This is a genomic window from Aeromonas sp. QDB23 (genome assembly GCF_027707745.1).
GTDB lineage: Bacteria > Pseudomonadota > Gammaproteobacteria > Enterobacterales > Aeromonadaceae > Aeromonas > Aeromonas allosaccharophila.
The window spans coordinates 1-25,733 of the sequence record NZ_JAPCJA010000007.1; the positions used below are offsets into that span (position 1 = coordinate 1).

The 25,733-nt window shown below is 55.1% G+C and carries 29 protein-coding genes, 1 other RNA gene and 1 riboswitch; of the genes, 6 read left to right on the plus strand and 24 right to left on the minus strand.

Going from position 1 to position 25,733, the window contains the following annotated elements:
• The first annotated feature begins 82 nt into the window (after nucleotides 1-82).
• Nucleotides 83-159: riboswitch (Fluoride riboswitch) on the plus strand.
• 69 nt (nucleotides 160-228) lie between these two features.
• Nucleotides 229-612 carry a fluoride efflux transporter CrcB gene (gene crcB, locus PG888_RS04945; protein ID WP_182939567.1) on the plus strand — a complete coding sequence of 128 codons (384 nt, stop codon included), beginning with the start codon at nucleotides 229-231 and terminating at the stop codon, nucleotides 610-612.
• Nucleotides 613-623: 11 nt separating this feature from the next.
• Entirely contained in the window at nucleotides 624-953 is a 330-nt protein-coding gene (locus PG888_RS04950) for a DUF190 domain-containing protein (protein WP_182939566.1), read from the plus strand.
• 85 nt (nucleotides 954-1,038) lie between these two features.
• Here PG888_RS04950 and PG888_RS04955 read toward each other — a convergent pair whose 3' ends face one another.
• The 12 genes from PG888_RS04955 to PG888_RS05010 all read right to left on the minus strand — a co-directional run bounded on the left by PG888_RS04955 (nucleotide 1,039) and on the right by PG888_RS05010 (nucleotide 11,265).
• Nucleotides 1,039-2,040, minus strand: coding sequence for a GGGtGRT protein (locus PG888_RS04955; RefSeq protein ID WP_058051859.1), 1,002 nt, complete (start codon nucleotides 2,038-2,040; stop codon nucleotides 1,039-1,041).
• Nucleotides 2,041-2,050: 10 nt separating this feature from the next.
• Entirely contained in the window at nucleotides 2,051-2,743 is a 693-nt protein-coding gene (locus PG888_RS04960; RefSeq protein ID WP_182939565.1) for an iron-sulfur cluster assembly scaffold protein, read from the minus strand.
• Nucleotides 2,744-3,054: 311 nt separating this feature from the next.
• Nucleotides 3,055-3,285 carry a thioredoxin family protein gene (locus tag PG888_RS04965; protein WP_182939564.1) on the minus strand — a complete coding sequence of 77 codons (231 nt, stop codon included), beginning with the start codon at nucleotides 3,283-3,285 and terminating at the stop codon, nucleotides 3,055-3,057.
• A gap of 13 nt (nucleotides 3,286-3,298) precedes the next feature.
• A complete protein-coding gene (locus PG888_RS04970; RefSeq protein WP_270692915.1) occupies nucleotides 3,299-4,288 on the minus strand; it encodes a permease in 990 nt (329 codons plus the stop codon).
• A gap of 121 nt (nucleotides 4,289-4,409) precedes the next feature.
• Complete coding sequence (locus tag PG888_RS04975) at nucleotides 4,410-5,849, minus strand: glutathione synthetase (protein ID WP_232093641.1); 1,440 nt, start codon at nucleotides 5,847-5,849, stop codon at nucleotides 4,410-4,412.
• A 231-nt stretch (nucleotides 5,850-6,080) separates the two neighbouring features.
• The gene (locus tag PG888_RS04980) at nucleotides 6,081-6,629 is read right to left on the minus strand and encodes a sigma-70 family RNA polymerase sigma factor (RefSeq protein WP_232093640.1); all 549 of its coding nucleotides are present in this window, start codon (nucleotides 6,627-6,629) and stop codon (nucleotides 6,081-6,083) included.
• On the minus strand, nucleotides 6,626-7,057 hold the full coding sequence (arsC, locus tag PG888_RS04985) for a glutaredoxin-dependent arsenate reductase (protein WP_182939562.1): 432 nt from the start codon (nucleotides 7,055-7,057) through the stop codon (nucleotides 6,626-6,628). The genes PG888_RS04980 and arsC overlap by 4 nt, the downstream gene beginning before the upstream one ends.
• Before the next feature lie 2 nt (nucleotides 7,058-7,059).
• Nucleotides 7,060-8,130 carry an ACR3 family arsenite efflux transporter gene (arsB, locus tag PG888_RS04990; RefSeq protein WP_182939561.1) on the minus strand — a complete coding sequence of 357 codons (1,071 nt, stop codon included), beginning with the start codon at nucleotides 8,128-8,130 and terminating at the stop codon, nucleotides 7,060-7,062.
• A 96-nt stretch (nucleotides 8,131-8,226) separates the two neighbouring features.
• Complete coding sequence (arsA, locus tag PG888_RS04995) at nucleotides 8,227-10,014, minus strand: arsenical pump-driving ATPase (protein ID WP_182939560.1); 1,788 nt, start codon at nucleotides 10,012-10,014, stop codon at nucleotides 8,227-8,229.
• Nucleotides 10,015-10,082: 68 nt separating this feature from the next.
• On the minus strand, nucleotides 10,083-10,511 hold the full coding sequence (arsD, locus tag PG888_RS05000; protein ID WP_182939559.1) for an arsenite efflux transporter metallochaperone ArsD: 429 nt from the start codon (nucleotides 10,509-10,511) through the stop codon (nucleotides 10,083-10,085).
• Nucleotides 10,512-10,514: 3 nt separating this feature from the next.
• Nucleotides 10,515-10,883, minus strand: a complete 369-nt coding sequence (locus tag PG888_RS05005; RefSeq protein WP_042062690.1) for an ArsR/SmtB family transcription factor — start codon at nucleotides 10,881-10,883, stop codon at nucleotides 10,515-10,517.
• Between the two features lie 85 nt (nucleotides 10,884-10,968).
• Nucleotides 10,969-11,265: an ArsR/SmtB family transcription factor gene (locus PG888_RS05010; protein ID WP_042657746.1), complete on the minus strand. Its 297-nt coding sequence runs from the start codon at nucleotides 11,263-11,265 to the stop codon at nucleotides 10,969-10,971.
• Nucleotides 11,266-11,371: 106 nt separating this feature from the next.
• On the opposite strand from PG888_RS05010, the gene PG888_RS05015 reads away from it, so the two are divergent.
• Nucleotides 11,372-11,827, plus strand: a complete 456-nt coding sequence (locus PG888_RS05015; protein WP_270692912.1) for a permease — start codon at nucleotides 11,372-11,374, stop codon at nucleotides 11,825-11,827.
• 43 nt (nucleotides 11,828-11,870) lie between these two features.
• Nucleotides 11,871-12,440 (plus strand): permease, encoded by a 570-nt coding sequence (locus PG888_RS05020; protein ID WP_232093638.1) that lies wholly within the window; start codon nucleotides 11,871-11,873, stop codon nucleotides 12,438-12,440.
• 315 nt (nucleotides 12,441-12,755) lie between these two features.
• On the opposite strand, the gene ffs is transcribed toward PG888_RS05020, so the two are convergent.
• An RNA gene (gene ffs / locus PG888_RS05025) (signal recognition particle sRNA small type) lies at nucleotides 12,756-12,849 on the minus strand.
• Between the two features lie 269 nt (nucleotides 12,850-13,118).
• On the opposite strand from ffs, the gene PG888_RS05030 reads away from it, so the two are divergent.
• Complete coding sequence (locus tag PG888_RS05030; RefSeq protein WP_005324899.1) at nucleotides 13,119-13,301, plus strand: hypothetical protein; 183 nt, start codon at nucleotides 13,119-13,121, stop codon at nucleotides 13,299-13,301.
• A gap of 275 nt (nucleotides 13,302-13,576) precedes the next feature.
• On the opposite strand, the gene PG888_RS05035 is transcribed toward PG888_RS05030, so the two are convergent.
• The 6 genes from PG888_RS05035 to radC form a co-directional block, all read right to left on the minus strand.
• Nucleotides 13,577-15,019, minus strand: a complete 1,443-nt coding sequence (locus PG888_RS05035) for a hypothetical protein (RefSeq protein WP_244776027.1) — start codon at nucleotides 15,017-15,019, stop codon at nucleotides 13,577-13,579.
• Nucleotides 15,020-15,150: 131 nt separating this feature from the next.
• Entirely contained in the window at nucleotides 15,151-15,714 is a 564-nt protein-coding gene (locus PG888_RS05040; RefSeq protein ID WP_005324902.1) for a recombinase family protein, read from the minus strand.
• A 240-nt stretch (nucleotides 15,715-15,954) separates the two neighbouring features.
• A complete protein-coding gene (locus PG888_RS05045) occupies nucleotides 15,955-16,098 on the minus strand; it encodes a hypothetical protein (protein WP_005345168.1) in 144 nt (47 codons plus the stop codon).
• Nucleotides 16,095-16,235 (minus strand): hypothetical protein, encoded by a 141-nt coding sequence (locus PG888_RS05050; RefSeq protein ID WP_005324906.1) that lies wholly within the window; start codon nucleotides 16,233-16,235, stop codon nucleotides 16,095-16,097. The genes PG888_RS05045 and PG888_RS05050 overlap by 4 nt, the downstream gene beginning before the upstream one ends.
• 5 nt (nucleotides 16,236-16,240) lie before the next feature.
• Nucleotides 16,241-16,609 (minus strand): DUF2787 family protein, encoded by a 369-nt coding sequence (locus tag PG888_RS05055; RefSeq protein WP_270692908.1) that lies wholly within the window; start codon nucleotides 16,607-16,609, stop codon nucleotides 16,241-16,243.
• Nucleotides 16,606-17,073 carry a RadC family protein gene (gene radC, locus PG888_RS05060; protein ID WP_005324908.1) on the minus strand — a complete coding sequence of 156 codons (468 nt, stop codon included), beginning with the start codon at nucleotides 17,071-17,073 and terminating at the stop codon, nucleotides 16,606-16,608. Before radC ends, PG888_RS05055 begins: the two co-directional genes overlap by 4 nt.
• A gap of 206 nt (nucleotides 17,074-17,279) precedes the next feature.
• Between radC and PG888_RS05065 the strand changes: the two genes are divergently transcribed.
• Nucleotides 17,280-17,630: a hypothetical protein gene (locus tag PG888_RS05065; RefSeq protein WP_005324909.1), complete on the plus strand. Its 351-nt coding sequence runs from the start codon at nucleotides 17,280-17,282 to the stop codon at nucleotides 17,628-17,630.
• A 266-nt stretch (nucleotides 17,631-17,896) separates the two neighbouring features.
• Here the strand turns inward: PG888_RS05065 and PG888_RS05070 are convergent, their stop codons facing one another.
• Genes PG888_RS05070 through PG888_RS05090 form a run of 5 tightly spaced genes read right to left on the minus strand, consistent with a single transcriptional unit; the run spans nucleotide 17,897 to nucleotide 25,171 of the window.
• Nucleotides 17,897-21,094, minus strand: coding sequence for a type I restriction endonuclease subunit R (locus PG888_RS05070; protein ID WP_270692907.1), 3,198 nt, complete (start codon nucleotides 21,092-21,094; stop codon nucleotides 17,897-17,899).
• On the minus strand, nucleotides 21,091-21,480 hold the full coding sequence (locus PG888_RS05075; RefSeq protein ID WP_270692905.1) for an HI0074 family nucleotidyltransferase substrate-binding subunit: 390 nt from the start codon (nucleotides 21,478-21,480) through the stop codon (nucleotides 21,091-21,093). Before PG888_RS05075 ends, PG888_RS05070 begins: the two co-directional genes overlap by 4 nt.
• Nucleotides 21,481-21,489: 9 nt before the next feature.
• Nucleotides 21,490-21,798, minus strand: a complete 309-nt coding sequence (locus tag PG888_RS05080; RefSeq protein WP_270692904.1) for a nucleotidyltransferase family protein — start codon at nucleotides 21,796-21,798, stop codon at nucleotides 21,490-21,492.
• Entirely contained in the window at nucleotides 21,795-23,213 is a 1,419-nt protein-coding gene (locus tag PG888_RS05085) for a restriction endonuclease subunit S (RefSeq protein ID WP_270692903.1), read from the minus strand. Before PG888_RS05085 ends, PG888_RS05080 begins: the two co-directional genes overlap by 4 nt.
• Nucleotides 23,210-25,171: a type I restriction-modification system subunit M gene (locus PG888_RS05090; RefSeq protein ID WP_270692902.1), complete on the minus strand. Its 1,962-nt coding sequence runs from the start codon at nucleotides 25,169-25,171 to the stop codon at nucleotides 23,210-23,212. Before PG888_RS05090 ends, PG888_RS05085 begins: the two co-directional genes overlap by 4 nt.
• Between the last annotated feature and the right edge of the window lie 562 nt (nucleotides 25,172-25,733).

Genomic DNA, 25,733 nt, shown 5'->3' on the forward strand with positions numbered 1-25,733 from the left:
AGGCAGCCTGTCAAGGTATTCGAAGAGTACCGTCAGGCGGCATAGGCGAGTGTCGCACTTCGAAGTTGAATTCGCGAGATACAATGTGCTTGGAGATGGCATTCCTCCATATGCATAAGCAAACAAACCGCCGCTGTGGCTAATGATGCCTACGTTTCAGTCCAGGTCAGGACTGCGTAGCTTTATGCACCACTGTCCTGGAGTCTCAGCACTAAAGGACGAAATGATATGCTTAATTCGATTCTGGCCATCAGTTGTGGTGCCTCACTCGGCGCCATATCAAGGTGGTTATTGGGAACAGCGCTCAATGCACTCTTTCCCACTATTCCCCCGGGCACTCTCATCGCAAACTTGCTGGGAGGCTATCTGATTGGAATCGCTATCGCGTTCTTTTCGGCAAATCCGGCCCTCTCCCCTGAATGGCGCCTGCTGGTGATCACCGGCTTTCTCGGTGGATTAACCACCTTCTCCACATTTTCTGCCGAAGTGAGTTCATTACTGCAAGCAGGACGATTCGTTTGGGCTGGCGCAGCCATTGGTGTTCATGTAGTCGGTTCACTGGTGATGACAATTGCAGGAATGTGGTCGATGTCTATATTGCAGCGTCTATGACTGGAGGATTTATGAAAGGTTATCAATTAACATTTTACACTCGACAAGATCGTTCAATACAGGGTCAACCATTAACACAATGGTTGGTTGAACAAGCGAAAAACCTCGGTATCCAAGGTGCGACATTATTAGCGGCCAATGAAGGGTTGGGACATGATCGCCGGTTACACTCTGCTCATTTTTTCGAACTGTCTGACCAACCATTGGAAGTAACACTCGCAGTAACGGAGAGCGAAGTTAACCTTATGTTTGATGCACTTAAAAATAATAATACCAGCGTATTCTATACATTAATACCGATAGAATTTGGCATGTCTGGCGAACGAGACTCTGATAATTAGATGCAACCAAATTATTCTACATAAGTTTAATATGCCGCCACTCATCAATATCTGATCAGTGGCGGCATCAATCAACCATCATGTTTTATGCTTTCATTGCCTGTTCCAGCGCAACGGCAACCGCGACAGAGGCGCCCACCATGGGATTATTTCCCATACCGATCAACCCCATCATCTCCACATGGGCAGGAACCGAGGATGAACCGGCAAACTGGGCGTCCGAGTGCATACGTCCCATCGTGTCGGTCATGCCATAAGAAGCTGGCCCCGCCCCCATATTGTCCGGGTGAAGTGTCCGGCCGGTGCCGCCACCTGATGCCACCGAGAAGAATTTCTTGCCCTCAAGCAGACGCTCTTTTTTGTAGACACCCATCACCGGATGTTGGAAGCGCGTGGGGTTGGTGGAGTTGCCCGTGATGGCGACATCGACTTGCTCATGGTGCATGATAGCCACACCTTCACGCACATCATCCGCGCCATAACAGCGAACCGCAGCTCTCTCCCCTGCCGAATAGGCCTTCTCACGAACAATCTTGAGCTTGCCGGTGGAGTAATCAAACTCGGTCTGAACGTAGGTGAAACCATTGACCCGCGAAATAATCTGGGCCGCATCTTTTCCCAAGCCATTCAGAATGACGCGTAGCGGATTTGTCCGGGCATTATTTGCTGAACGAGCCAGACCGATCGCCCCTTCTGCCGCGGCAAATGATTCATGGCCCGCACAAAAGGCGAAACAGTCGGTGTCTTCACGCAGCAGCATTGACGCCAGGTTGCCGTGCCCAATCCCCACCTGGCGATCGTCGGCGACAGAGCCCGGGATACAGAAAGCCTGCAAACCTTCGCCCAGGGTCTGTGCGATGTCAGCTGCCGATACCTGACCTTTTTTCAGTGCCGCGGCGGCGCCAATCAGATAGGCCCAGCCAGCATTTTCAAACGAAATGGGTTGGATGGATTTGACGATTGCCCTGACATCGACGCCTTGCTTCAGACAAATCTGTTCGGCTGCCTCCAGCGAGGCGATATCATAACTGGCAAGGAATGGGGTGATCTGTGCAATACGTCTCTCGTATCCTTCAAAGAGTGCCATGGTCTTGTCCTTATTCTTTGCGCGGGTTGATAGTTTTAACTGCCTCGGCAAACCGGCCATAAGTGCCCGTTGCCTTCCGTAGTGCATCCTCAGCCCCCATGCCTTTCGATATGTGATCCATCATCACGCCAAGCTGAACAAACTTGTACCCGATGATTTCATTGTCGTTATCAAGCGCCAATTCAGTGACATATCCCTCCGCCATCTCCAGATAGCGAGCGCCTTTCAGATTTGTGCCATACATGGTACTGGTCACACTGCGCAGCCCTTTGCCGAGATCTTCCAGACCCGCACCAATAGGGAGCCCCCCTTCAGAGAATGCAGTCTGGCTGCGGCCATAGATGATTTGTAAAAACAGCTCCCGCATCGAGACGTTGATGGCATCACAAACCAGGTCTGTGTTCATGGCTTCCAGAATGGTCTTGCCAGGAAGAATTTCGGCGGCCATCGCTGCGGAGTGCGTCATCCCGGTGCAGCCAATTGTTTCAATGAGCGCCTCTTCGATAATGCCGTTTTTGACATTTAACGTGAGCTTGCATGCCCCCTGCTGAGGGGCACACCAACCCACCCCATGAGTGAGGCCGGACACATCGGTCACCTCTTTGACCTTGATCCACTGCCCCTCCTGAGGGATCGGGGCAGGCCCATGATTAGGACCTTTGGCAACGACACACATCTGCTCAATTTCATGAGTTTGCATCATGATACGGATACTCCTTCATCTCGGTGAGTTATCCAAAAACCATAGGCCCATACCAATGATGATGATGTGGGTATGATCAAAGAAATACGCAAAAACCTTAATGTATGTGTGAGTACCTGCATTCGATGGGGATCAATGAAAAGCGCACCGCCCCTAGCGTCCCCCGTGCTTGTGAAAACGCATAGCAAGGAGCAGCCAAGAGACATCATCCAAAGACACCGAGATGGTGTTTATAACTACATGATTAAAAACAATTTATTTATAAAAATGGGAGGCCATGCTGCCTCCCTGAACACCTGTTCCTTACCGATTTAAAACCAGCTTTGCACTGCGTCTCTGGCCGGGATCCCACCTGCATGTACCACCTTGTCATCGATGACGACAGCTGGCGTAGACATCACCTTGTACTTCATGATCTCGGACAAGGACTCGACTTTCTCAAGCTGGATCTCGACCCCCAGCTCATCCACCACCTGCTGGATCAGTTGAACGGTGTTCTTGCAGTTGGCGCAGCCCATGCCCAGCACTTTTACCTGTTTCATCTCACACTCCTCATCAAGAAATTAACGGCGATACGAAGTTAAATACCCACCCAACCAGCGTGAAGGAGACCAGCAGCACCAGCAGCAAGGTCCCCAGCAATGGCCACTTCATCACTTGTTTGAGCAAAATAAACTCGGGAAAACTGGCCGCCACCGTGCTCATGCAAAATGCCAGTGTCGTACCAATGGGCAAACCATTGACGATCAGGCTCTCCATGACCGGGATCACCCCGGTCGCATTGGAATAGAGGGGAATGCCGATCAGCACGGCAGCCGGAACTGACCACCATTGACCGGCACCAAGGTGTGAGGCAATCCAGCCATCAGGCACAAAGCCATGAAGTGCGGCGCCGAGTCCCACACCGACAATGACCCAGAGCCACACCCGTTTGAAGATGGTGAGGGTTTCCTCTTTGGCAAAGGCATGGCGCTTGGCCAGTGAGAGGCTCGGGGCATCGGCATGCGGCTGGACGATATCACCTTGCTGATGCTGCCCTTGCTTGAGGGCCTCGGCGGCAAAATCGGCCAGCCAGCGCTCGGCCTTGATCTTGTCCAGAAACGCCCCACCCAGCATGCCAACCGCCATGCCGACCACCACGTAAATCAGGGTGAACTTCCAGCCCAGCAGACTGACCAGCAACAAGACGGCCACTTCGTTGATAAGCGGTGAGGTAATGAGAAAGGCCATGGTGATCCCGAGCGGAATACCGGCTGAGGTAAAGCCGATACTCGAACAGGAGCAGAAGGGGGTGATGGCTCCAAAGCCGGAGCCCAGGAGATAGCCCAACCCTCTATGCTTGCCCGCCAGATAGTCCCTCACCCGTTCAACATTCAGGGAGGCCCGCAGCATGGCCACGATGTAGATCATCACCAGCAACAGGGCAAAGATCTTGCTCACATCCTCCACGAAGAAATGCAGCGCATCCCCCAGCTTGGTTTGTGGGCTCAGGCCCAACTGCTGATAGACCAGCCAGCTGGCAAGATCGGTGAAAATCTGAAACATAATGGCTCCATCAACATCGGTGTTATCCAGAAGACGTTGCATGTCAGCAAAGGATGCGCATATTTTCCGTTTTTTTTACCAGTGCCGCGTTCTCTCGGTTTTCACCCAGCTATTCGCGCCATCAATCACTGAATACCAGCGAGTCCAGGACTCCTTGCCCGCTATGAACGCCCCCTTCTGTCGATCCGGCCAATTTGCTACGAATGAGATATCCCGCAAAGCTTTGCGCCGCGCTGGCAGGATGGCCATCGCTCTGAACGGTGAACATCCCCAGCTCACTGATCAAATCCGTCACCCAATGCAGCTCTCCTCTGCGTACTATCCAGGCGGGCATGGCTCTGGGAACAGGATGTAAGCGGCGCATCAGTGACCAGGCCTGATATTGGAGTGGGTCAAGCATTGCCAATTTTGTCGGGATGTCCGCCCCAAACAGACAATGCCCACCCCCTTCCCCTTGGTTTTTAAGTACCCAGCTGTCGGAGGGGGCCGCTTTGATAAAGCATGCGCTATCAGGGGTCACAGGATGCATCTCACCCAACACGCCTCTTACGGTATCAGCCTCTTGCGAGGTCAGGCCAAATGCAGCGAATCCCTCTTCTCCCAAACGCGACAGCAGCATTTGTACTCGCTTGCTGGTCGCCAATTGCTGAGCGACCGTGGCATTGACGGCGACTCTGTGTCGCTCAATCAACACACGGGTCGCCATCAGTGCCTGACAGCATCTCTGCTCGTTGAGATCGGCTGCCTCATAATACGAATATTGGTATCCGGCCCGCAGATAGACGGTATCGAGGGGGCCGACACCATCGAGGATCAACCTGTTGTTGGCGCCCGTGCTCAGTCGATTATGAAGTTCACGAAAGGTTCTGCGCTGGGTCTCAATCCCTTTGCGCTGGAGTGCCAGCTCAAGCAGGTGTTGATCAAACACATTGTTTTCATGCTCCTGCACTATCATCAAAAACCTTGCCGGGCCAGGGTCGCCAAACTCGCGCTTAATCTTGAAAGTGGCCTCGGCAATACCAGCTGACAACCCTTCAATGGCCTCATTGCCGACAAGTTCACCCATCGCCTCGGGTGACAACTGCCCATATTCAGCAGGCCATTGCCGTTGCAGATAGTGGTGCAGTTCATGTATTCGCTGACCAAATGGCCCCATGCCCGCGGCGATACCATTGAACTCGACCAGCTTGTGGCCATCGCGCTGGTCGTCCATAAAGTCGCTGCGCATGATAAGCAGTGACAGCCGGGGTGCCTTGGTGGCTGATGAGTGGATCTGTTGATGCATGCCAAGCAGCGCTGAGAAGAAGGGGTCGCCTGCCGTGATGGGGTGAATGGCATCGTATAAAAAACCATGATCCTCAGAGACGGCATAGATCAGTTTGCTCAAGGTCTGAGCCGCACTTTTCAAATGCTGGTAGCCCGCTCTGCTGATCGGGGTAGGTGTCAGGGTAAACGGGGTATGCACGGCAGAATAGAGCGACTCTTTAAAAGCGACACCATGGGTTAATGCCCACTCGACTGCATCATCCCTGATTTTCTGAATGCCAAGAGAACTCATCATTCACTCCTGAATATTGACTCACGAACCGCAACATCGGGTTGCCCGGTACTCATCTCCCCCAGAGACGCCAACATGGCAAACCAGTTCAGCCATATCGGGCAGGCCCCAATGGCATGACGGTCCAGGCAGCCAACCAGGAAACCCTGGATGAATACCTGGCCGAAGCCAAGAAAAAATAAAGAAAAGGCCAAGGAGAACACCTTGGCCTTTTTGCTGAATAGCGTTCATGGCTTACTTCACCGCCGGGGTGAAGCAGCAGACCCGCCCCGAGCTATCCAACCTGACCTGACAGTCAAGAGAGAGCTGCTGACGCAAGCGCTCCCTGGCTCGCAACAGACGAGACTTGACGGCGGCAAGGGTCAAACCGTATCGGGCGGCATAATCCGCCTGCTTCATGCCATCCAAATCACAGTGTCTGAGAATATCCCGATCAGCCTGAGCAAGCTTCTCCAGCACTCTGGGTAAACAGCCCGCCAAAGAGTCGACCGCATCAAGCTCCCCCTGCTGCATGGCCAACTCGTCAGAGAGTGGCAGCAACGGGCGTTGCCTGCGGCTTTTATCAATCACCAGATGTCTGGCGACGTCAAACAGCCAAGCCCTGGCATTCTCGATGGCGCAGAACTTGCCCTGCTGGCGGATTGCCCGCATGAAGGTCTCTTGCAACAGGTCATCGGCATCCATCGGGCTGCCAGATTGCTTGAGTAGCCACCCATAGAGCTCATGTTCATGCTGCTGCCATGCCGTCATCAGGCAAGGTGGTGCCCCGGTTGGCTCGGTCACTTGATGCGTTTTCCCTGTGCATCTACCACCTGCTCTCCATCCTCCTTGGTGAAGGCCCCTTGCTGAGGGTTCGGCAGGATATCGAGCACCACTTCTGATGGACGGCACAGCTTGGTGCCAAGCGGCGTCACCACGATGGGGCGGTTGATCAGAATGGGATGCGCCAGCATGGCGTCAATCAACTCGTCATCGCTGAATCGCTCGTCGGCCAGCCCTAACGCTTCAAAAGGCGGCACGTTCTTGCGCAGCAAGTCGCGCACCGGCATGCCCATGGCGGCAATCAATGCAACCAGGGTCTCACGGTTCGGCGGTGTCTCCAGATAGTGGATAACGGTCGGCTCAACGCCTGAGTTACGGATAAGCTCCAGCGTATTGCGGGAGGTGCCACAGGCCGGGTTGTGGTAAATGGTGATCTGGGTGTTATTCATGATTAAGCCTCTGCGTTGAGATAGTTGCGTTTCATTCTAAGTGCCACATTGACCAGAGCGATCAAGACCGGCACCTCCACCAGCGGGCCGATCACACCGGCGAACGCCTGATCCGAGTTCAACCCGAACACGGCGATGGAGACCGCAATGGCCAGCTCGAAGTTGTTACCGGTGGCAGTAAAGGCGATGGAAGCGTTCTTGTCGTAGGGAATACCCAGCTTCTTGCCAACCAGGAAGCTGGTGAAAAACATCAGCACGAAATAGACAACCAGAGGCACAGCAACCCGCAGTACATCCATCGGCAACTCGACGATCATCTCGCCCTTGAGGCTGAACATCAGCACGATAGTGGCCAGCAAGGCGATCAGCGTGATGGGAGAAATAGCCGGAATAAAACGCTCGGTGTACCACTTCTCCCCTTTCGCCTTGACCAGATAGTGACGGCTCAGGAAGCCTGCCAGGAAGGGAATGCCAAGATAGATCAGCACGCTTTCGGCGATATCCAGCATGGTGATATCCACTGCGAAGCCCTGCAAACCAAACAGCGGCGGCAGTACGGTAATAAACAACCAGGCCATGAAGCTGTAAGTCAGGATCTGAAAACCGCTGTTGAGCGCCACCAGGCCCGCACCGTACTCCTTGCTGCCACCGCCGAGATCGTTCCACACCAGCACCATGGCGATGCAGCGTGCCAGACCGATCAGGATCAGGCCCACCATGTAGTCCGGGTAGTCATGCAGGAATGTCAGGGCGATGACAAACATCAGGATGGGGCCGACCAACCAGTTCATCACCAGTGAGAGGGTGATGGCCTGACGGTCGCGGGTCATGGCGCCCATGATGCCGTAGTTCACCTTGGCCAGCGGCGGATACATCATCAGGATGAGGCCGATGGCGAGCGGCACATTGGTGGTACCGACCGACATCGCCTCGTTCCACTGGGCCACCTGAGGGAACAGATAACCAATCCCGACCCCTATGGCCATGGCGACAAAGATCCAGAGGGTCAGATTGCGGTCGAGAAAACTCATTTTTTTGCTGACGGGCAGATCGCAGCAGGCGTTGGTACTCATCAAGAGACTCCATGAGAGTTGGATGAAACAAAGGACTCAACCCGGGCAAATGCCCCTGTTGGTTGCGCCTTGGCAGTAAACTCGCGCGGTTGCATGTCACCCCGCCCTGTGGACAGGGTGACACAACGCTTGCAGCGCTTTCACGCCCACCGGTTCGACAGCTTGCAAGGGCACCACGGCATAACGCTTGGCATGCTCCCCCTTGACCGCGTCGATATGGGGCTGCTGGCGATACGCTCGCTGGGCCAGCAGTGGTGAGGTGACACTGGCTGGGGCCAGCATGTGATTGACCACCCAGGCCCATGGCTCGATACCGGCGCGGCGCAGGTCAGCTTGCAAGTTGGCCACCTCCTGTACCGGAGTAGGTTCGGGCAGGGTGACGATCATCACCTTGGTCTGTTTCGGGTCTTGCAGCTGCATCATGGGGGTCGTGAAGTGCATCCCCTTGCCCCCCATCTGACGGGCGATCTCCCGGTGATAGGCACCGGTCGCATCGAGCAGCAAGAGAGTGTGACCGGTGGGTGCGGTATCCATCACCACGAAGCGCTTGCCCGCCTCACGAATGATCCGCGAGAAGGCCTGAAACACGGCAATCTCTTCGGTACAGGGGGAACGCAAATCTTCTTCCAGCAGAGCGCGACCCTGGGCATCCAGACTCGCCCCCTTGGTGGCCAGCACCTGAGCACGGTAACGCTCGGTCTCGGCGTGGGGATCGATACGGCTGACCTCCAGGCTAGGCAAGGCGCCAGCCAGGGTCTCTCCCAGATGGGCTGCGGGATCCGAGGTGGTCAGATGAACCGGCAGCCCCCGACTGGCGAGCTCCACCGCGACTGCTGCTGCCAGGGTCGTTTTACCCACACCGCCCTTGCCCATCAGCATGATGAGCCCGTGGCCATCGCTGGCCAATTCATCGATAAGTTGCTTCAAACCAGGATGTGGTTCAGTGGTTGCGATCTCAACCTCACAAGTCCCGGTAACCGGTGCTGCACCCAGTAACTGGCGCAGGCTCTCCACCCCCACCAGGTTGGTCGCCAACAGCGGCACTCTGTCTTGTGGCAAACTGGCCAGCAGCGCTGGCATATCAGACATCGCCTGCTGCTCACGTTGCCATACGGCTGTCGCCAGGGGGTCATCCGCCAGCTCGCTTTGCGGGAAGATGCCATTGATGACCAGTTGCTGATTGGCAAGGCCGATGGCCGCCAGTTCGTCATGGGTACGCGCCACTTCCCGCAAGGTTGAGGCTTGCGCCCGGGCCACCAGAATAAGTCGGGTTTTCCCCGCATCTGACAGGGCAGCCACGGCCTCTGCGTATTGGCTATGCTGTTTTTCCAGTCCCGCCAACGGCCCCAGACAGGAAGCATCGCCCTTGCCTTGCTCCAGAAACTCGCTCCATGCCCCCGGCAGTTGCAAAAGACGGATGGTGTGACCGGTCGGTGCCGTATCGAACACGATGTAGTCGTATTCCCCCACCAGGCTGCTGTCGGTCAAGAGCGCGGTGAATTCATCAAAGGCGGCGATCTCTGTGGTGCAGGCACCGGAGAGCTGCTCTTCAATGCTGCGCACCACGCTCTCGGGCAGCTTGCCGCGCACCGGGCCAACGATACGTTCGCGATAGGCTTGTGCGGCGGCTTGCGGGTCAATCTCCAGTGCTGATAACCCACTGACTGCCGCGATGGCGGTAATGCTGTTACCTATCTGGGTGTCGAACACCTGACCTACGTTTGATGCCGGATCCGTGCTGACCAGCAGTACCCGTTTGCCACTGTCACACAAGGCAACCGCACTGGCACAGGCCAGCGAGGTTTTACCCACCCCACCTTTACCGGTGAAAAAGAGAAACGGTGGCGCATCATTGAGAAACGAGTAGTTCAGCAACGGGGACATGAGAGACTCCTATCAGGAAGAACGAGGCAATAAAGCAAACAGAGATCTTGCCAACCAGGCGATGACGCTTAGCAGCAACCACTGCTGCCGGAGCAGCATCCACTCTTGACGATCCCTTTGATGGCGCCCGCTTTGTTGGGCTCGGCTGCTGGCTGTTCAACGTCTTCGCCATCGACGTCAGCCGCTTTCGGTGACTCAAGTCCGGCATAACGCATCAATTCAGCGCGGCTGGGATAGCGACCGGTGAGTACCACCTGGCCATCAACCAGGGTCACCGGTAATCCTTCTTCACCGGACAGTTCCAGGAAGGAAGCCACTGCCGGGGTCTCGGCGAATACCAGAGGTTGCTGAGCCAGATTGAAGCGATATAGAGATCCCCCCTGCTGCTTGAGCCACTCGGCATCGCCAGCGAAGATCACCAGGTTTTGGTCAACTTCTGTGCCACATACGCCGCTGGAGCAGCACAGGGCCGGGTCAAAAACTTGTATCAGTCTCATGGTCTACTCCTTATTGCAGCATGGCTGCGCAGGCAATACATGGGGTGAGCAGCCAGACTCAGCCCTCATCACCCCGCAGGCTTCCGGATGACCGGCGCAGCACTCCTCGGTGAGGTAACCGATCAAGTCGAGCATCAGGGGAATATTGGCGCGGTAACGCAAGAAACGGCCCTCTTGCTCCACCGAGACAAGGCCTGCATGCAGCATGGCTTTCAGATGGAATGAAAGAGTGTTCGGGGCGATATCCAGTTCACTGGCAAGCTGGCCAGCGACCATCCCCTCCAGCCCTGCCTTGACCAGCAGACGCCATACATCGAGGCGGATACCGGATGCGAGAGACTCGAAGACTTTAGTGGCTGTATCTTTATTCATTTGAACCTCTTCATTCACTTCGTGATTACAACTATACAAGAATAGTTGAAATGATCAACCCACCCAAACCTTGCTATTGGTGTATTTAGGTACAGTTGCTGTTTACACAACACTCTTCACGGAAAAACGCGATGATCTCTTCCAGCACTTCGTATTGAGAGACGCACAGCAGGGTACGGCTCTCCCGGTTCTGCTTGACCAGACCAACCGAGACCAGCGCGGCAATGTGGTGGCTCAGGGTCGATGCGGGAATGGCGAGCTGCTTTTGCAACTCTCCGACAGGCAGGCCCTGCTCCCCCGCCTTGACCAAATGTTTGAAAATGAACAACCGAGTCGGATGACCCAGCTCTTTCAGTGCCTTGGCAACTTCTTCCAACTCCATAGCTCACTCTCCTTGATGGAACATATTTCGATAATACCAGAAATATCTTGACCACCCCAATGATTCGACTATTTTAGAAATATGGTAAATCAAAGAGGGTATGAAAATGAATGACTGGTTAACCATGCTGACAGATGCATCTCAGATGTTTTTGTTCCTGGCCTTCGAGCTCTCTGTGCTGTTTCTGGTGATCAGTGCAGGGGTCAGCTTGATCCGCCAGAAGATCCCCGATACTAAAATCCAGGCCATGCTGGGAGCACGAAAAGGAAGGGGCTACTTAATCTCTGCGGCACTGGGGGCATTGACGCCCTTTTGCAGTTGCTCAACCATTCCGATGCTGCGCGGACTGTTGTCTGCCAAAGCCGGTTTTGGGCCAACCCTGACCTTCCTGTTTGTCTCGCCGCTGCTCAACCCGATCATCGTCGGCCTGATGTGGGCCACCTTTGGCTGGAAAGTGACGGCACTGTATGCCGTGATTGCAGCCGGCGTTTCGGTGCTGGCGAGTATGCTGCTGGACATGCTGGGGTTTGAGCGTCATGTGATTGACCCCAAAGAGGCGTAGCTGTGGCACCGGTTGTGGCACCCCAACAAGTGAACCTGCCAGTGTGAGTGCAACCGCCTGCTGTGCAAGCAATGCTATCAAGTCCGTCAAACCGCTAAAGGCTCAGACATCCTGCTGTACTGCGCAGCCCGATGAGACCGCCCCCACTCTCTCTTGTTGCGCAGATGGCACTGCGGCACTGACCCAGGCCCCTGTCATTTCCACGGCCTTCGCCAAAGCGCGTATCGATGCCTGGCAACAATTCAGAGAAGTACTGCCTTATTTGTTGCTGGGGGTGCTGATAGGGTCATTTATCTACGGTTTTATCCCCGCCGAATGGATAGCGGCCCACGCCGGGGCAGACAACCCGCTGGCGATCCCGTTCAGCGCCACCGTGGGTATTCCGCTCTATATCCGGGCAGAAGCCGTTATCCCTCTGGCATCGGTATTGTTGGGCAAAGGGATGGGCATGGGGGCCGTGATGGCACTGATTATCGGTAGTGCAGGAGCCAGCCTGACCGAGGTGATCCTGCTCAAGTCGATGTTCAGAACCCCGATGATAGCGGCGTTCCTGACCGTCATACTGGGGATGGCCGTCATGATGGGCTACCTGACCCAACTGCTGTTTGCATAAATGACAAAGGGCCTTCTGAAACAGAAGGCCCTTTTGTGTGTAACTGGTTGCACCATGACCATCATGGGCGACGGGGCCGCAGCCAGCTTTATTTATTCACATACGACGAGTTTGTTCCGAATACGGAGAGATGTCTTGATGTCTTTGCGGCGGCCACAGGGGAACACGGTCACCTTGCGGTAGTACCAGATACCTTGCGGAGAGAGCCAGAGATTTACTATGAAGATTCCTGATCCATCCACACAAAGTGGATTACCAAGAGGTCTGAAAGGGGGTATTAGCTGTAACTTATTGAATTGCAGAAACAAGTGGTGGCCCTACCAGCCACATCCCGGCACTCGAGTCCCCCGCCTTGGCTGCTACCTTCCGGTCCTGACCAGGTTGACGAGTTATCAATGCGAGCCCAAATAAATCAGGCACTTGGGGATGGAACTGAGCGCCATCACAGTGTTCTGAAACCTCAACAAGCGAGAATCCGCCGCAAGTACGGTCATCCACATCAAGTGGACATGCTTAAATGGGTAACAAACAGGGCAATCCTACCCGCCCTCCCCCGTACACTGCAAGCACCTCATTAAAGACCCCATCCCCTCCCGCAGAAGCTCAACAATCAACCCAATATTGAGCGAAATGAAATCTAATGGTAACTTTGGGTCTCACTTAAACCCGAGGTGACATATGGCTACGAACACAGGCAAAGGCTATCGACAAGGTTCCGTCAACGACCGTACCCAAGTTCAGAACCCGGTTAATGGGAACTGGACGAAACGCGATACGGATAGCGGCAAGTTTATCGAGCAGAAACAAGGTGGGGATCCCTTCAAAGGGGTAGCCAAAGAAACCGACAACCGCCGGAAGTGAGTTCATCGATGACCGACCAGTGTTCTTGTGGCCAGCCCCTCAACCATTCAGTTGTGTTCCATCAAAACGGGCAGAAACTCAAAAGCTGCCCGAACTGTTCAGAACAGGCTGGCGTTCATGTGTTCTATCGGGCAGGAGAATTCGGATTCAGACGGATGGCTGGTGTAACCAGGATACAATCATGGTGCCGTGGCTGCCGGGCCAAGCATCGATACCGGCTTGACCCAGTCAAAACCTGCTAAAAAGGAGCCCGGCAAGGGCTCCTTGGGTTGTTATTAGCTACATGTTCCCCATATCACACCATCAGTACCACACTCGGTGGTATAGGTGCCGTCTACTTGAGTGACGGTTTTGACATAGTTACCGAGCTCGTTGTAGCGAACTTCAGTTTTCACCCCGGTTGTGTCTGTGGTGACTTGAGTCTTCGCCCAGAAACGGGCATCTGGCTCGATAGTCTGGTCTTCGAAACCATACGGGAGCTGTTCCAGAGCAGACCCCAGATCAGCCATATTGAGGGTATCGATAGTATCAGCCACACCAATCCAGTCGTTCAAGAAGGGGAAGCTGCCAGCTTGACGGTCGTAGATGAACTCACCGGTGGACTTAACGTCACCATTAGTGGCCTCTACGGCTACATGGCGTTGCGTTACCACATCAACCAAGTTGTCGATGACACACTCTTCAAAGCTATTAGCCTGGAAGTTCACCAAGTTGGACAACTCATACAGTTTGTTACCAGCTACATGCTCGATAGCCTCTTGCACACCACAGGCATACGGAGAGTCATCCCCACCTTTTGACTCAAAACTGTACTCGTTGACATATTTGTAGCTAGCAGTCTTGCGGAAGTGACGCTCGCTGTAGGCCAACTGGCGGATCACCTGCGTGAAGTCAGAGGATACCTTTGCCAACTGAGTAACTGCACGATCATCCCAATAGACACCCTGTTCACGATACCAGGCATTGGGGTAGGCGTTATCTAGGTCGCGATTGTCACCGATGTGGTAGTCCACATAGGCATAGAACGCATCTGGGTGCTGCTTCTTCAACACTTCAGTCTCCCCGAATGATGCCTGCAGACCTCGGACGATTTCCATGGCCAGAGTGGCGGTTTCAGCGTCACCAGAGGCGATGTAGTCAGCGTACAGCTTCTTTTCTGAGATGTTGTAGTGCTTGATCACGCGGTTGGTAGACTCTCGCAGCTCGAACGCGATCTTCTCTCGCTTCAGCTGGTCGGCCATGACTGACTGGCAAGTCAGAGCACCATCGCTGGCCAACTGCTTTTCCACATCGCTCCAAAGGACAGTCGTCAGCGGAGTAACGTGGAGGAGGTCATCGTTGGAGATCGGGGTAAACTTGGGAGGCAGAACCATCTGGTATGCCTCCTCGACAACGCCAGTATCAAGGTCAACCGCACCTACAGGTACGTCCACAACCAGAGGCACGTATTCGGCACACTGCTCTTGGGCACCGGTAAGTTCCATACGGTAATCGCCGAGCTCTGTGGTGACAGAGCTGGGTTCGCCTGCGTCGAGCCGCTTGTTGAAGTTCAGGTCCAGGTACACTGTGGCACCCTTGATGTAACCATCGATGGCCTTTCCTTGGATAGAAGATTTAACGGCCGGAGGGTTGGTGCTATCGCTGTCACTGCCCCCTCCGCCGCCACAAGCAGAAAGAGCCAGACAAACCCCTATGCATACCCACGAACGAACTGTCATCAGTTTCTCCTTGTTCCCTATATTTTCATAACGATTCAATAGACCGCTCCAAAGGAGAAATACTAAAGAATCTGCAGATATATTTATGTGATTGATACCGTTTTCATGAGAGTGGACATTGTCCTACATGCCTATGATTCCATTGAATTTACCTCCATCCCGCGTAAGATCCTCTGCACGCTGGAGAGACTGATCCCCGTCCGGCGTGCGATTTCGACCTTAGCTAGTCCCCGTTCAGCAAGTGACAGCACCTCCTCCCCTTTAGCCATAGCAGTCGGCTTGCGACCTTTGTAGACCCCACGCTGTTTTGCCATTGCAATCCCTTCTGCCTGACGCTCCAGCATCAGCTCCCGCTCAAACGTGGCGATGGCACCGATCATGGTCAGCATCAGTTTTCCGGTAGGTGTCGAGGTATCGATACCCAGATTCAAAATCCTCAGAGCAACCCGCTTAGCGTGCAGGTACTCCGAGATCTCCAACAGGTGGCGAGTGTTGCGAGCCAAGCGATCCAGCTTGGTCACCATCACCACGTCTCCCTCACGAACAAAATCCAGCATCAACGAGAGCTGCGGGCGATCATCCTTGGCCCCGCTCACCTTCTCCTGAAATATCTTGCTGCACTCGGCCAGTGCCTGAAGCTGGGCATCCAGGCTCTGCCCCACAGTGCTGACACGTGCATATCCCACCAGTGCCATGGTCTCCTCCTGGTCAATAGGGCAAGGTACACTGACGCGACCGGTCAGAAGGTCGAAAGGAACCCATATGACCGGCAAAAAGTGGCACTTTCGCTCGCGTCACACGGGCTTGGTCTATTGACCTGTGCCAGTGATACAAATGAAAACGGGCCGCTCCGTAATGGAGGGCCCGCAGGGGTAGTCAACCAGATGCTCTGGCTGCTCTATCTATTGGTCATGCAGGGTGCCGACCGGGGGATCTCAATGACGCGTCGCCCCGCCCGGCATCCGCAATACCTTGGCCAGCTCCTCAGCATGAGCCTTGTCACGGGCGATGAGGCGGATCATCAGGGTCCCCCCTGCAATGGCAACCAGAGTCACCGAGGTCAGGATCATTTTGTTCATGGGTAGTCCTCTTCGTTCATGTTGTAGAAGTGTGGCGGCATGTAGCGGGCCATCATCGCGTTGACGATGACTGACGCAAACGCCGTCAGGGCTGCCTTCAAGGCGTCCAGCAGCAGGGCTTTCGTGAAGTCGTTCATGGCGATTACTCAGGGGTTATCTTCAGGTGGTAGACCTCCATCCGGTGATAGTCGAGAAAGTTCCTCTCCCAGAGCCGGTAGAGGTCCATGGTGGTGGCCAACGGCCGATCTCCACACCAGAGCTGTGAGGCCAGCCCGGCGTTGAAGTCGAAATCAAGATCCTTGACCAGCTCGCCACCGAGGTAAGTGAACTCAGTGACGTAGGCCATCCCCCAGCTGCCAGCCCGTTTCTCCAGACGGATTTCGACCGGACGGTAACCGCCAGTGTCGGCGGAATAATCGGGACTACGGAAGTTGAGGGTCAGGGCAGTGGCATCGGGGTAGCTGCTGATGATCTTGGCGAACAGAGTCTGTAGCGGTTTGGATGGAGTCATAGCAGCCCCCGCTCGGCAAACGAGAAGATGTCGTGCTGTCCCACCACAAAGTGGTCGAGCACTCGCACGTCTACCATCTCAAGCAGATCCTTGAGACGAGCGGTAACAGCCTTGTCGGCATCCGAGGGGTCGACCATACCGGAGGGGTGGTTGTGGGCCAGTATGACCGCTGCGGCGTTTCTGTTGAGGGCCGCCTTGACCACCTCACGGGGGTGAACGGTGCCTGCATTGATGGTGCCGAAGAACAGCTCCTGGTAATCGAGCAGTCGGTGTTGATTGTCGAGCAGCATGACGGCGAACACTTCCCGCTCGTACTCCCCCATCTTGAGCCGAAGGAAGTCTGCTGCCGCTTTGGGTTGAGTGAAGGCATTGCCAAGATGCCGCTGTCGGCTTTCCAGAATGGCCAATGCCTGATTGATGATGTGATCGCCCTGTCCGGGGTGATCATCATAGTGTTGTGACATAACAGTAACCTCGCGTCGTTTGGGTACACGAGTTACTTATGCCAGGGGGCGGATCAGATATTGAACGACGGTTTCCCGCCGGTGACTTTGTCAGATTGCGTCGGTCAGGGTATAAGTACCCTGGAGGGGCACCCTTAAAATGTCAGGGATGCACCAAAAAAATATCTAACCGAAACGCCAACTTAGCGATGATGTAAGGAAACAGCATGATTTACGAGCCACAAATCCACCCCACCCATATCATGATGGATGAAGAAGTCGAGAAGAGCCCGCTGGGCCAGAAGATGAAGAACGAGCTGATCGAGCGTTGCAGTAGAAGCAACACACCGGCACTCTGGATTATCGAGAACTACCACCGTAAGGGCTACCTTCGTGGTGATTTCGCCATCACCCCCGAGCAGGCCCAGCTAGTCCAGTCCTTCCTCCATCGGAAAGGGCTGCCGGATGCATTCGTCACGACTCACATGCTGGACTCTGGCTACGCCGATGGGCTGGCGTTGGAGCACATCGCCAAGGCGGTTCATGTGATGCTGTCCGAGGAGGTGGTGGCTGCGTAAATCTGCTGATTTTGAATCTGGCCCTTTTGCCCGCCATCAAAGGCAAAGGGGCCAATTAGGGTACTCAATCTGCTGAAATTTCAGCATTTTATAGAACTTTTTCTGTATGAAATCTCGTAGAAAAAGTTCTTAAATCTGCCAAAATTTCAGCAGATCGGCAGACCTCCTCGACCTACCTAGCCTAGGATGGTGTTCCCGCCTCTTTTGATCGGGCTCGTTGCCGCTGAAGGAGCACGTCAGCCCTAACATGCACCTCCAGCAAACGCCTACTGGCTCGGTGTCCGTAATGACTGATGGCCAGCCAACCCCTCGAGCAGCAAGTCCAGCAGCATATTCTGCAATGCCCTGGCCTTATCGGGGTGAGAGAGGTACGTCAGCGACATGCCCTGCTGGGTTTCCATTCGTCCGATAACGGCTTCATCCACCGCATTCGGGAAATCGCCATGCAGAATCGATTCCCGTGGGTTATTGCGGACCTGCTCCATCAGGGGGCCGTTCTCGCTTAGCTTGCTGACCATCCCCTGCACCCAGTCGAGCTTGTCCCCATCAGTCACTTCCAGGCCAAACAGATCGTTCATCCGAGCCAGCAGTTCGGAGAGGAAATCCTTCTTCTCCTCTTTCGGCTTGGCGCTGCCGAGGGAGGCGATCCCCTCCAGCCCATAACCGGCAGCATTCTCTTTGAGTTGCAGATCCTGGGTCCGCTTGGCCTTAAGGTGGTAGTGGCTCAGCATCACCGAGGAAAGGTCTACTTGCTCTTCATCCAACACCTCTTCCCGCAGCAGGGGCAGCAGGTGGCGTGCAAAGACACACAGCCGCTCCATGTCGTAATCGTCGAAGGGGGTGATCTGGGAGACAAACTCGTAGAACCGCACATAGCCGTTGAGGTTCTTCTTGAACAGCTCCAACACCGAACGGGCTTCCCCGGCCTCTTTCAACCGCCGCTCGGCGTTGGCCTGATCACTCCCTGAGCCGCCCTGTTCGATCAGCCACTTGAGCTGGGTCCGGCACTCCCGAATAGCATCGATGGCCAGCCGGTAACGCTTGGCGAAGCGATCTCTGGCCGGAACGGCGTGCCGCAAAAAGGCATCGGCACCCCGCTTGGGGTCGAAGTAGGCATCGGTAAACGCCACCACCTCGGGCCAGGTGAAGATCCCTTCGCCCTTGAGCTTGTGAAACAGGTCATAGATCAGGTTGGGATCCGACACCGAGTCTAGCGTGGCGGTTTCGTAATACTTTTGGAACTCTTCCAGCACATCCTGCGGGTCGTTCACGAAGTCGAGCACATAGGTACTCTCCTTGCCCGGATAGGTGCGGTTGAGCCGCGAGAGGGTCTGGATGCAGTCCACCCCGGTCAGCTTCTTGTCTACATACATGGCACACAGCTTGGGCTGATCGAACCCGGTCTGGAACTTGTTGGCAACCAGCATCACCTGATAGTCAGCCGTATCGAACGCCTTACGCATGTCCCGGCCCTTCAGCTCCGGGTTCATGTTCCGCTCGTTCCACGTCTGCCCCTCGTCCTCGATGTCGCCCGAGAAGGCCACCATGGCCCGAATGGCTTGATAGCCTTGGTCCTTAACGTATTTGTCGAACGCCAGCTTGTAGCGGACCGCCTCCATCCGGCTGCTGGTCACCACCATCGCCTTGGCTTGACCGGCCAGCAGCGGTGCAACGTGCTGGCGGAAGTGCTCGACTATCACCTGCACTTTCTGGCCAATGTTGTGCGGGTGCAGCCGGACCCACTGGGATAGCTTGCGCTTGGCCTTCTTGCTGTCCACTTCTGCATCAGCCGCTTCGCTCTCCATCGCCAGCTTATAGGCCAGTTGGTAGCTGGTGTAGTTCCGCAACACGTCAAGGATGAACCCCTCCTCGATCGCTTGGCGCATGGTGTAAACGTGAAACGGCTGGGGTTTGTTCTCATCAGAAATGGGCAGATGGGGCTTGGGCGGGCGACCGAACAGCTCCAGCGTCTTGGCCTTCGGGGTAGCAGTGAAGGCGAAGTAGCTGATGTTCTGGCTGCCGCCACGGGCAGCCAAGGTCAGGTTCATCACATCCTCGGCCGAGAGCTCTTCTTCATCATTCAACTGCTCGGCCATCAACACCTCACGCAGCTGACGGGCAGTCTTGCCGGTCTGGCTGGAGTGAGCCTCGTCGGCCACCACCGCAAAGCGGCTGGCCTTCAGGCTGGTACTCTCCTGAATGGCCTTGAGCACATGGGGAAAGGTCTGAATGGTGACGATAATGATGGGAGTGCCGCTGGTCAGTGCCTCGGCCAACTGAGCAGATTTGCTGCCATCCCCCTCTTCCCGATTAATGCGGGAGATCACCCCGGATGCGTGATCGAACTGAGCGATGGTCTCCTGCAACTGGCTATCGAGCACGGTCCGGTCGGTGACGACGATGACCGAATTGAATAGCTTATCCCCCGAGCCACCGTCACTGACTCGCCGCAGCGACGCGAGCTGATGGGTCAACCAGGCGATAGAGTTCGATTTGCCAGAGCCCGCCGAGTGCTGAATAAGGTACTTCTGGCCGCTCCCTTCCCGCTGGAGCGTCGCCAGCAGCGTCTCAACCACCTTCCACTGGTGATAGCGGGGGAAGATCATCGTCTCTTTCTTCTTGAGGCGGCCCAGTGCGTCCTCTTCATGCTTCACCTGCAGATGCAGATAGCGGCCCAGAATATTGAGGAAGGTCTCGGGCGCGAAAATCTCCTGCCACAGGTACTCACTGGCGAACCCTGTCTCCGGCTGATCATTCCCCGCACCGCCTTGGGCTGTGCCACGGTTGAACGGCAAGAAGAAGGTATCTGCTCCGGCCAGCCGGGTGGTCATCGCCACCTCAAACTGATTGACGGCAAAGTGCACCAAGGCTCCGCGACGAAAAGCCAGCAAGGGCTCACGCTTGCCCGCCGTTACCAGTGGGCGGTCGAAGCGGTACTGCTGCTTGGCGTTCTCCAAGCTCTGTTTGAAGCAAGACTTGAGCTCCAGCGTTGCCACCGGTATGCCGTTGAGAAACAGAGTGAGATCGAGTCGTCCATCATAGCCATGGGGGCTATAGACCAGCTCTGGCACCACCCGCAGTCGGTTCTTGGCATACCGCTCGACCAGTTCTGGGTTAAGGTCATGGTCGGGCTTGAAGGTGGCCACCGCCAGCCGGTGCCCTCGATCCTCTACCTGATGACGGAGTAACCACAAGGTGCCCCGCTCATCGCTCTCAAGGGATCGAGCCACGGCGTTGAGCAGATGACGCTCTGGCTCCTCACCGTAGGTCTTGCAGTATTTCTGCCACCCCTCTGGCTGGCTCTCCTGCACATAGGCGATCACATCTTCGGGGTAGAGGGCTCTCTCTTTGTCATAGAGTGCCGACTCACCGACCAACCAACCTGATGCGACCAGTTGCTCGATGATATGGTCCTGAAAGGCTTTTTCCCGTGCTTTGTTATCCAAACTGAGGTCCAGGCTCATGGCTGACCCCCTCGGGCCAGCAGTACCTGATAAAGCGACTGCATCGCCGCCAGATGCCCCGGCAGCCGGCGATAGATCTCGACCGCAAGATCTTCCTTGTAGGTATGCGAGGTCAGGTTGCGATCTTTGAGCATCGACAACCAGACCGTCTCATCGGCCAGCCAGTGGGCCGCATAGGCTTGGCTCATGCACTCACGGGGGGTATTGGCTTCGATACCTTCCGCCGCCAGCGCCTTTTTCAGGGTCTTCCAGGTCAGTTCGATACAGAACTCGAAGCGTTGGATGCTGGCATCGACCACCAGCGGTTGGCTCGCGTCATAGCTCAGGGATTCGGCGAGGCGGTTGAGGGCGTTGCCAAGGGCAACCAGATTCAGATCCAGACTCATTGCACTTCCTTAAGGCGTCATTCGTCGGTAGAGAGGCACCCTGTCACGCAGGATGGCCTGATACAGCGGGCTCTGGGGCGACTCCTCATCGAGTCGCACACAATCGATAGAGAGCAGGGTATCGGCCTCATCGATGATCGCCAACACCTGCTGCCATTGCGCCTCGCAGGCACCGGGGCACTCGATGGCCAGATCGATATCGGAACGCTCACGGTGATCGCCACGGGCCCGTGAACCAAACAGCCAGATCGCCTCGACAAACGGCAAGGCTGCCAGTTGGCTGACAAAGTCGTAGCACGCCAGCCCCGTTAGCGTCATGCGGCCACCTCTTCGGCAGGCTGTGTCCAGCCACGCAGATCGATCTTGCCGGTGACGGCGGCGGAGATCAGAGCGGTGCGGCGTTCTCTGAGTAGGTCAACTTGATGGATCGCAAAACTTGTTAATTTGTCAAAATAAATATTTTTTGACTCGATATGTTTAGCTATCTGATGTTGTTCATCTATTGGTGGCAGCGCAATTGGCACCTCACATATATTACTTAAGCTCAATCCTTCTTTGAGCCCATATTGAACAACATCAAAGAATGATCGACCACCTGACGAGGCAAGACTGAACCCCAAATATTTTGAGCTAATCTTCGACGTTAGTGGACGAATTAAACTCAAATGCTGATTTATATATGTTGTCCTTGACAAATTTTCAACAATTGCAACTCGTCCTGTGTTTGCACCTGTTATGCAAACAACAACATCACCATCAATTAACTTCGTTCGCACACCTTCAGTATTTTTAGGCGGGGTTACACGCTTCGCCTTATCAAGATCCAAACCAAGTTCATTATTTAGATCACCACTTTGAAGAAATACTTCCTCCCCATTCTCTGATATGAAATCAGACCAGCCACGCGGGCCAGAAGTAATGAAAGTAGATACCTGTTTGACACGAATAGATGCCCAATGCTCCGGCACGTGGCCAAGCCACTCAACGCCGGAGTCTTTCATGGGGGCATAGGGGTTGAGGCCCTTGGTGACGGCGTGGGAGATCACCGCCTGCCGCTTCTCTTTCAGTAGCTCTATCAGCCGCTGCTGCTGGGCAATCAGCCGATCAATCCGGGCGGTTTCGTAGTCGAGGAAGGCGGCTATCCGTTGTCTTTCGTCTTGTGATGGAAGCCAAATATCAGCCCCTCGAAGAATCGCTTGGGTGATACTGAAAACTTTGACGCCTTTCACTGCATGACGAATAGCTGTGCGAAATTCTTTCGAGTCAAAAAGATATGCAAAAAAACGATGACTACTTTTATCGATTGGACGAACGATAATGGTGTGATAGCCCGCGAATGTTACAACGTCGCTTGTTAACTGAGTGAAATTACCAGACCCATCGATATCTTCGGATGTATCGGCAAAGACAAAGTCACCGATATTCAGCACTGAGCTGGATGACGTTTTTAAATAATCTTCTTCAACACACCTCAAAGGATGCTTTGTTGGGTCCACTTCGAAACCGTATTTCGAATGTACTTCGCCATAGTTAACGCAAGGAATACCTTCATCACGAAGATTTTCTTTGGTAATAGTCAGCCCTTTACCAAACGTGAACATATAGCGCAATTTGCTCGTTAGCCAATAACTTGGCATATCCCCCAACCACACCACTCCAGAATCCTTATAATCCGGATAGGGGCGATACTTGCCTGCCAGTTCTTGCTGTCGGGTAGTCACTGCTTCGCTCATGAATACACCTCCGCCAGCAGTTGCATAATCTCCTTGGCGACCGCATCGAGATCAGCATCAATCGCTGCCAGCTCCCGGGGCGGCTGGTACTGGTAGAAGTGGCGGTTAAAGGGGATCTCGTAGCCCACGATGCCCACTTGACCATCGAGCGGGTCGGTTTTACTGGTGTCGATCCAGGCATCCGGCACATGGGGCAGCACCTCCCGCTTGAGGTAGTCATTGATATCCTCCCCCAACGGCACATTCTCGTTATCCCGCAGATCCGCATTAGCCTCCTGCTCGCCCTTGGTTTTACACACTTCGGCGGCGTCGTCCTGCTCAGCCAGATGGTTCACCAGCAGCTTGAAGGCCGGGGCGGGTAGCTTGACCTCACCTAGCAGCTTGATCAGTTGCTTTTTGAATTTGTCGCGAGAGAGCAACTTGGCCTCAGCGAACTGGCCCAAGGCAGTGAGAATGGCAGACTGCAGGGTGCCATCGAGCTTGGCCCAACCCTTATCGGCAGTGAGGCTAGCGAGCCGCTCGGCATCCTGCGGATAGAACGCCAGTTTCAGCGGCCGCTCTACCGTGATACGGCGATAACCGAAGGCGGTGGTGGGGAAGATCTTGGCGATCGGGCTCGCCTCGAAACGGCTGGCGAGGCGGACGATTTGCTCAATGGCCTCGTCGCTCAATTGCTTACGCTTGGAGCCCAAGGATTTTCTCATTGGGCTGTGCATGTCGCTGGCGTTGATCAGCAGCACCTTGCCCTTACGCTCGGCCGGTTTGTGGTTCGACAGCACCCAGATATAGGTGGCGATACCGGTGTTGTAGAACATGTCGGTGGGCAGGGCCACCAGGGTATCGAGCAGGTCGTGTTCCAGGATGTAGCGGCGGATCTCGCTCTCGCCGCTACCTGCCCCACCGGTAAAGAGCGGGGAGCCGTTGAGGATGATGCCGATCCGGGCACCCTCCGGCTTCATCTTGGCGATAAGATGTTGCAGGAACAAGAGTGAGCCATCAGAAACACGGGGCAGACCCGCCCCAAAGCGGCCGCTGTGGCCCTTTAGCAGGTGTTCGTCCCGCACTTGCTTCTCGACCTTCTTCCAGTCCACTCCGAATGGTGGGTTGGAGAGGCAGTAGTCGAACTTCTCCAGCGGCAACTGGTCGTCGGAGAGGGTATTGCCCAGCTTGATGTTGCTGATGTCCTGCCCCTTGATCAGCATGTCGGCCTTGCAGATGGCAAAGGACTCGGGGTTGAGCTCCTGGCCAAAGGTTGCGAGACGTGCCGCCGGGTTCAGCTCGTGCAGATACTCCATGCCGCAGGAGAGGAAGCCGCCGGTGCCGGCGGTGGGGTCATAGATGGTCCGCACCACCCCTGCCGTCGTCAGGGCCTCGTCATCGGCCGCAAACACCAGCGAGGTGGTCAGCCGCACGATGTCACGGGGGGTGAAGTGCTCACCGGCGGTCTCGTTGGAGCTTTCAGCAAATTTGCGGATCAGCTCCTCGAACACCAGACCCATGTGGTAGTTGTCTACGGTCTCGGGGGAGAGATCGACGTTGGCGAAGTTGCGAACCACCTTGTAAAGCAGGTCGGCATCTTCCAGCAGATCGATGCTGGCGGCGAAGTTGAAGTGCTCGAACACCTCGAATGCCTCACGGGAAAAGCCCCGCACATAGGCATCCAGGTTGTCGCCAATCTGCTTCTCGCCAAGGTTATCCAAGGTGAGCTTGGCGGTGTTGTAGAAGCTCTGCCCGGCGGCATTCAGCAACAACTTATGGCGGGCCAGCTCGGGCATGGCCTTGGTGCTCTCGGCGGTGGCCAGCACCTTGTCACGGGTCGGGGCCAGCACGCACTCAAGACGACGTAACACGGTGAAGGGCAGGATGATGCGGCCATACTGGGACTGTTTGAAATCACCTCGCAGGAGGTCAGCCACCGACCAGATGAGATTGGCAAGGGAGGAGATATTGGTTGTCATGGAAACCCCGTGGGACGCTCGAAATAGCGTGATCCTATCACAGCATCTGGCCTCCAGTCGTGGCCTCGGAGCAGGCTGCGTAAATCTGCCGTTTTTGATTTTCCCGTTTGGCCCACCAACAAGGGCAAAAGGGCCAATTAGGGTGCTCAATCTGCGGAAATTTCAGCATTTTATAGAACTTTTTCTGTGTGAGACTTCGTAGAAAAAGTTCTTAAATCTGCCAAAATTTCAGCAGATCGGCAGACCTCATATCCCACCTATTTGGCGGGGCGGAGGGCAGCTATCAACTTAGTAAGGGATGTCACTACATCACCTGTTGTCAATCATTAGAATATTTCATGAATAGCCGTTTTTGCGTTGTTCACAACGAAAACTCGAAATGGGACCTTGGGGAGGAAAAAAGAGGGGTTGTATTGCTTCTGCCGATCCGTATAGTCGGGGTTGTCGGCGGGCAGACGCCCCCGCACATCGCACCTTGGCTCACGCCATAGGCCCACGGGGGGCGCTGTTACCCGACCTGATTACCGCCGCTTGGAACACACACAACCTAATTTTAGTTCCA